The organism is Bartonella sp. MM97QHHN (assembly GCF_042194285.1).
Lineage (GTDB): Bacteria > Pseudomonadota > Alphaproteobacteria > Rhizobiales > Rhizobiaceae > Bartonella.
Genome location: NZ_JBHIMS010000010.1, coordinates 1 through 6241, shown reverse-complemented (window position 1 = coordinate 6241; position 6241 = coordinate 1). Strand labels below are relative to the sequence as shown.

The following is a 6241-nucleotide window of genomic DNA, read 5'->3' as shown; positions in this document are numbered from 1 at the left end:
GTTTTTGACGACAGAATGTGCTTGATAGCACGATGTCTCGTTTATATGCGTGTTGAGTGGTTTAGAGGAGCTGGAGAGTGAATTTATCTCTAATTATTGATAAATATATTGTAGCATTAAACTGGGGATATTAATGTATTAACCATTGACGGGCTAAACAGTTTTGTTTAGAGGTTTTTTCATATAAATGTGGGGGAGAGATCTTCAGCAGTTAAAATAAAGCAGTTTTTGGGTGTCACTTTTTTGGGTCACAGAGGCATGTGCTTTTGTTAAAAGTGTTATAGGGCAGTGGCTGTTTTGAGTGGATTTATTAGCGGTTCCATGAAGTTCTTTTAAAGAGTGCTTCATGAATAGTGCAAAGCGGGGGCAATCTGTATTGTTATTGATATTTTTACGCCAAAGTTCTCTTTTGAGAATTTTTCGTGCCATTGTTGTTTTCTTTGGCTTGTTTACAGGTGTAAATGTTTATGCGCGCTCCTCAGCTATTTTTCATTCCCCAACAGATAATTTTTCTCGTGGGTATTCAGAAAAGCAGCAATTAGAAAGAATTGAGAAATTACGCGCTTTAACGCCTAAAAGGATCAAGACGCCTTCAGAGCAAAATCCAGAAACGCTTTTGGGTGGGAAGCAATGTTTTCCAATTCATGCTGTTGTTGTTGAGGGAGTGCACCATGTCAAAAAGCGCTCTATATCAGCCGTAACAGAGCCTTATGTTGGAAGATGTATTGGTCTTTTTGATATCCAGCTTTTAATCAAGAAGTTAACCAAAGTTTATTTGGATCAAGGCTATGTAACGGCGCGTTTTTACATTCCTGATCAAGATATTAAAAACAGCAAGACGCTCAAATTTGTTGTCGTTGAGGGGAAACTTTCAGAGATTTACTATAATGGTTCACCGACGTCTCGTTATAATAATGTTGTATGGAGTGCTTTTCCTGGGCTTCAAGGTCATGTTCTGAACATGCGCGATATTGAACAGGGGCTTGATCAGATCAACCGTTTGAGTTCAGCGCACGCTCAAAGCGAACTTCTTCCAGGGCGTGAAGAAGGCAGCACCATTGTCAATATTAACAATCATCCCGATAAAACGTTCAAGGTTACTGTTTCTCATGACAATATGGGACAATCTTCCACGGGTTATGCGCGTTATAGTGCGGGCTTGAGGGTAGAAAATATTTTAGGGATGAATGATGCGTGGGATTTTAACTATCAACGCAGTGAGCCCGATTATTGGGGTGGGAGCAAGCAAGAAGGACATAGCAATAACATTTCAGCGAGTGTGAGTATTCCATATGGTTATTGGACCTTTGGATTGAATGGCACTGTTTATAATTACCAAAGCATAATCCCTGGCAATTTTACCGATATTGAGACGACGGGGGATTCCAGTGAGTTGCACGCCAGTACAAGCAGGGTTCTTTACCGTGATAGTGTTTCCCTTACAACCTTGAATTTGGGTCTTTCTTATAAAAGAACCAACAATTACCTTCTTGGCAATAAGATTGAAGTGGGCAGCCGTCAATATAGCGCCGCCAATTTTGGCATTTCGCATTCGCGCCAGATGTTGGGGGGGACTTGGACCTTTGATGTGAGTTATTTGCAAGGTCTTCCCTTGTTTCATTCAGTAAAGAAACATGCGCCAGGAGCAGGGGATGCGGAGCCACAATTTGCCAAATTTACCGGTACGCTTAGTGTCATGACGCCTTTTAAGATAGGGGGCTTGGACTTTATACTGAGCAATCTTTTGAGTGGTCAATATTCACCGCATAATTTATTGGGAGCTGAACAGATTTCGTTGGGGGGCGCTTCCAATGTTCGTGGCACGCGTGAGAGTTTGCTTTTTGGCAATAACGGTTTTTTTAGCCGGAATGATTTGTTGCTACGCACCATTCCGTGGAGCAATCACGCGACCTTCAAAAAGGTTTTTGGAGAACTTCGCCCTTATGTTGGTTTGGATTATGGGCGTGTTTTTGCACAACCCTTGTATGGGATTAAGAATGATCAGCTTGCCGGTTGGACAGCAGGTGTCAAGCTTGCGGGAGGCATGGTCTCTCTTGATGCCAGTTATTCCAGTATTTTTTGGAGCACAGTTAAGCACAAAAAATCAGGAACATTTTTTATGACATTAACAATGGAACTTTAAGCATTTTTTATTGGGGAGTTAACGTATGAGATATGAAAAGAGAGCAGAAAGAGCAGCTTTATTAGGTGTTTTAGTCTCCAGTACGATGCTCAAAAAGGTTTTATTTGGGGGACTTGGTTTTTCTTGTTTGTTAGCCCCTTCAGCGTTACAGGCGCAAATTACTGTGGATCCTAACGCGAATGCCGCCCATCGTCCAGATATAGTGGCAGCGCCCAATGGAGTTCCCTCGATTGATATTGTTACCCCCAATGGCAAGGGCTTATCGCACAATAAATATAACGATTTTAATATTGGAAATCCGGGTGTGATTTGGAACAATCATGCGCAAGAAGTGGGGCAATCGCAGTTGGGGGGCATTATGCCGGGCAATCCGCATTTGCGTTTTACGGGTTCAGCGAAAGTGATTTTAAATGAAGTGACCAGCAGCAAGCGCAGTGCGCTTCATGGTCCAGGAGAGGTTTTTGGGAGCCCCGCCGATGTGATTATAGCCAATCCCAATGGGATAAGCTGTGATGGTTGTGGCTTTATCAATACGCCCCATGCGACTTTAACCACAGGTGTTCCCGAAATTGATGCGAGCGGTTTTTTGAAAGGCTTTGAGGTGCGAGGTGGGGATATTACCTTTGGCGCTAAGGGAGCCAATTTTTTCTCTGGTCAAGGAGCGGTTGATATTGTCGATATTGTCTCACGCACAGTGCATTTTGAAGGAGCTGTTGCGGGCAGAGAAATTGGTGTGACAGCAGGGACGGGTCACTTTGATTATGCTTCACGGGAAATGAAAGAACTGACCGATATTACCGGTAAACCGGAATATGCGATAGATGGTTCTGCTTTGGGGGCTCTACAGGCGGATCAGATTAAACTTGTGGCAACAGAAAAAGGTGTTGGGGTTCGCATGCGCCATGATATGGCCGCCAATGCGGGGCAGTTGCATCTTTCTGCTGATGGGAAAATCTCGTTGAAGAATGTTTTTGGTCATGGGGGTGTTGTCCTCAAATCGAAAAGCCAGAGCGTATTGGCAAAGCACATCACCTCGAAAAAGCATATTGATATTGCCGCCCATAAGGATGTGACGTTAGAAACGGTTGGTGCTGATGGTCATTTGAAGATAGAGGCGCAGGATGGGCTTTTATCGATTGCCGGTAAGGCAACCTCTGGGGGCAATATGGAGCTGTCTTCGCGCCAGACACTTCAAGTTTCAGGGCTAGGGTCAGGTGCTGATATGGCTCTTGAATCGGGCGGAAACTTGAAGCTTGAGGGGATTGTTTTAGCGCAAGGGAATCTCAAGGCGCATGCCGGTGGTGATATACAAGCTCATTTTTTAGCCGGTGGGGTTGATATGGCGGCAACGGGTGCTGCTGGTGTTGTTGTTCTTGGCACCCAAGGGGATGTTGATCTCCAGAGCAGTCAAGGTGCGATTGTTGCTGAAAGTGTTTATGGAGCAGGAGATATCACCCTGGTTTCTCATAACGGGCTATCTGTTTCTCAAACAATTCTATCGCATCAAAATGTTGCCATTCAAGCACAACCAGCAACAAATGCTCCCGTTCATTTTGGGCAACTTTTAGCCTATGGCAAGGCAAATATTGAGGGTGGGGCGGTTGACTTTTCTTCACTGATGACGGGTGAAGAAGCTGTTTTAAAGGTTGGCAGCCTTGATGCAGGGACACTGATGACAGGTGTCGTTTCTACGGGCGGTTCAGGGGATCTTGTTTTAGATGAAAAGGGCTTTCTTTTGATTACAGCAAAAGAAGGGGTGAAGGTTGGTCAGATTGCCAGTGGTGGCAATATTGAAATTTTTGCAGGCAACGACATCTATTATGATCAGGTCATAGGCTATGGCAACGCAACATTGACATCGGTATCAGGAGAGATCAGTGTTGAGAATGTGTTGTCTGCTGAGGGGGATGTGAGATTGACAGCAAACACTCTCGATTTAAGCAATAATCGTTCTCATATTTACACGCCGCAAACGCTGTATTTAATTGCAGATCATATTGATGTCTCGGACAGTAAATTGACTTATGGCGGTTTAGACTTTCAAAGCACCAATGCTCTTGATATTCACAATGCGCGGCTACAAGCCGTAAGAGATGGCGGTGGGACTGGAGATATTCTCTTTATTGCTCCAAGCGTTATGGTTGATGAGACAACGTCTGTTTTAGCAGCACGAGATTTCGTGATCAAGACGGGGGAGCTTAGAAATAGCGGTCAATTGGCATCGGGGCAGGATTTAGTCTTTAGCGTGACGGGGGATGTGACCAACAACAAAACGGGCTTAATTTATGTGCAGGGCAATGGTGCTTTACAAGTTGATGGGGATTTGCTCAATGATTTTGGCACTATAATGGCAGAAGGTGATTTATCTTTTACCAATGCAGATGGCAGCGGAAAAAGCCTTTCCCTTGTTAACAAAGCGGGCTTTATTCAAGTTGGTGGAAACTTAAATATCCAAACCAACACCCTGAAAAACGAAGCCGATAGCACGCCTGTCATCACAGAAAAAACGGAATATAGCGATATTTCTTTCCAAAAACCAGAACGCTTTGATTCAATTGAAAATGCGATTTTGTATCATACAACAAGTATAGCAAATGAGTTGGGGATAGAAATATGGGCCGTTTCCTATGAGGAAGTTGAATGTTCGGGAAACACATGTGATTTTCACTTTAAAAATTCTTTGCCCAACAAAGAGGCAACTTATGGTAAGATAACTTTAGAAGATGGGATAGTATACAAGGCATTTACTTGGAATGAAGAGAGTGAAAGTTCGGTTTTTTTTCAAGGGTACCGATGGAATAATTTATCTCACATGATACAGAAAACTGTCACGCAAGAATTTTCGCCTACTCGTCAAGGAATGATACAGTCTCACGGCAATCTTATTATTAACGCTGATACCATTGACAACCATTATAGCATTATAGAAGCAGGGGGAAACGCCGATATCCACGCCAATGTGCTGACCAATTTAGGTGCAACAGCTTATAAAAACACCTATATGGGTTGTCAGGCTAATACGGATGCTTATTGTTATGCTTATAACGCTGATGGAAGCCGAAATGTTGCTTTAGATATAATAAATAATGATGGTTTTCGCCATATCAATTCAGAAGTTCTCGATACTGTTCCTGGTCTTGTTCAAGCGGGTGGCATTTTGAATTTGGTGGTCGATCAACTCCACAACGAGGCAGCGGAAGGTTCGATTACAGGGGATGCGCATTTTGAGGCAAAAACCGTTGGAGGCAATCCACTGGAGTCCTTAAGTGGTTTGCCTGGAGCTGGCGCTCTCTTTACACCAAAAGTCGATCTCAATAATGCGGGGGAACTTGCTGAGGGGCTCCCTTTACCAAAGCCCCAATCGGGGGGTGTTGGGGGCACGCTGCCCAATCAAAATTTCATTTATGAAACGCGGGCAGAATTCCTTGATGTCGGCAAGTTTTATGGCTCAGCCTATTATTTGAACAGAATTGGTTATAATCCTGACAGAGAGATTTTTTTCTTAGGTGATGCCTATTTTGAAAAGCAGCTGATTGAGAAACAAATGCGTGATCTTGTTGGTCAAGGTTTGGGCAAAGGTTCCTTTATTCCTGGAAGTGATGCCATTGAACAAGTCAAAACTTTGCTAGATGGTGGGGCAGATTATGCAAAAGCACACAATCTCCCTTTTGGTGAGGCTTTGAGTGAAGAACAATTGGCGTCCCTAGAAGCCCCGATGGTGATTTATGTGCGCCAACAGGTCAAGGGCATGGATGTTTATGCACCGGTGCTTTACATCCCTGAAAAAGACAGAGCCTCCTTTGTTTCTGCTGGGGCTTTGATCATGGGCGATGATGTCAATATCACCAGCCAAAATACAAGCAATTCCACAATAACCAATTCAGGGCGGATTGCGGCAAACCACCAATTGCATGTGCATGGTGGGGATATCCTCAGTCAAGGGGGGCATTTTGCTGCTGGTGGGGATGCTGTTATCCTTGCGGAGAAGAATATTCGTTTGGACGCAGGGCGCACAACGGTTGACGGCGTGGAGACCGTATTAAACACCGAGGCGCTTTCTGCTGGGGGTAATGCAACGGTGATTGCTAAACAAGATAT

The 6241-nt window shown here is 44.1% G+C and carries 2 protein-coding genes; both read left to right on the top strand.

Annotated features, from left to right (window positions below; all coding sequences use genetic code 11):
* The first annotated feature begins 346 nt into the window (after window positions 1–346).
* Window positions 347–2143, top strand: a complete 1797-nt coding sequence (locus ACFIJW_RS00160) for a ShlB/FhaC/HecB family hemolysin secretion/activation protein (protein WP_375632681.1) — start codon at window positions 347–349, stop codon at window positions 2141–2143.
* Window positions 2144–2168: 25 nt separating this feature from the next.
* The coding region (locus ACFIJW_RS00155) for a filamentous hemagglutinin N-terminal domain-containing protein (protein WP_375632679.1) at window positions 2169–6241 on the top strand (4073 nt) is incomplete at its 3' end.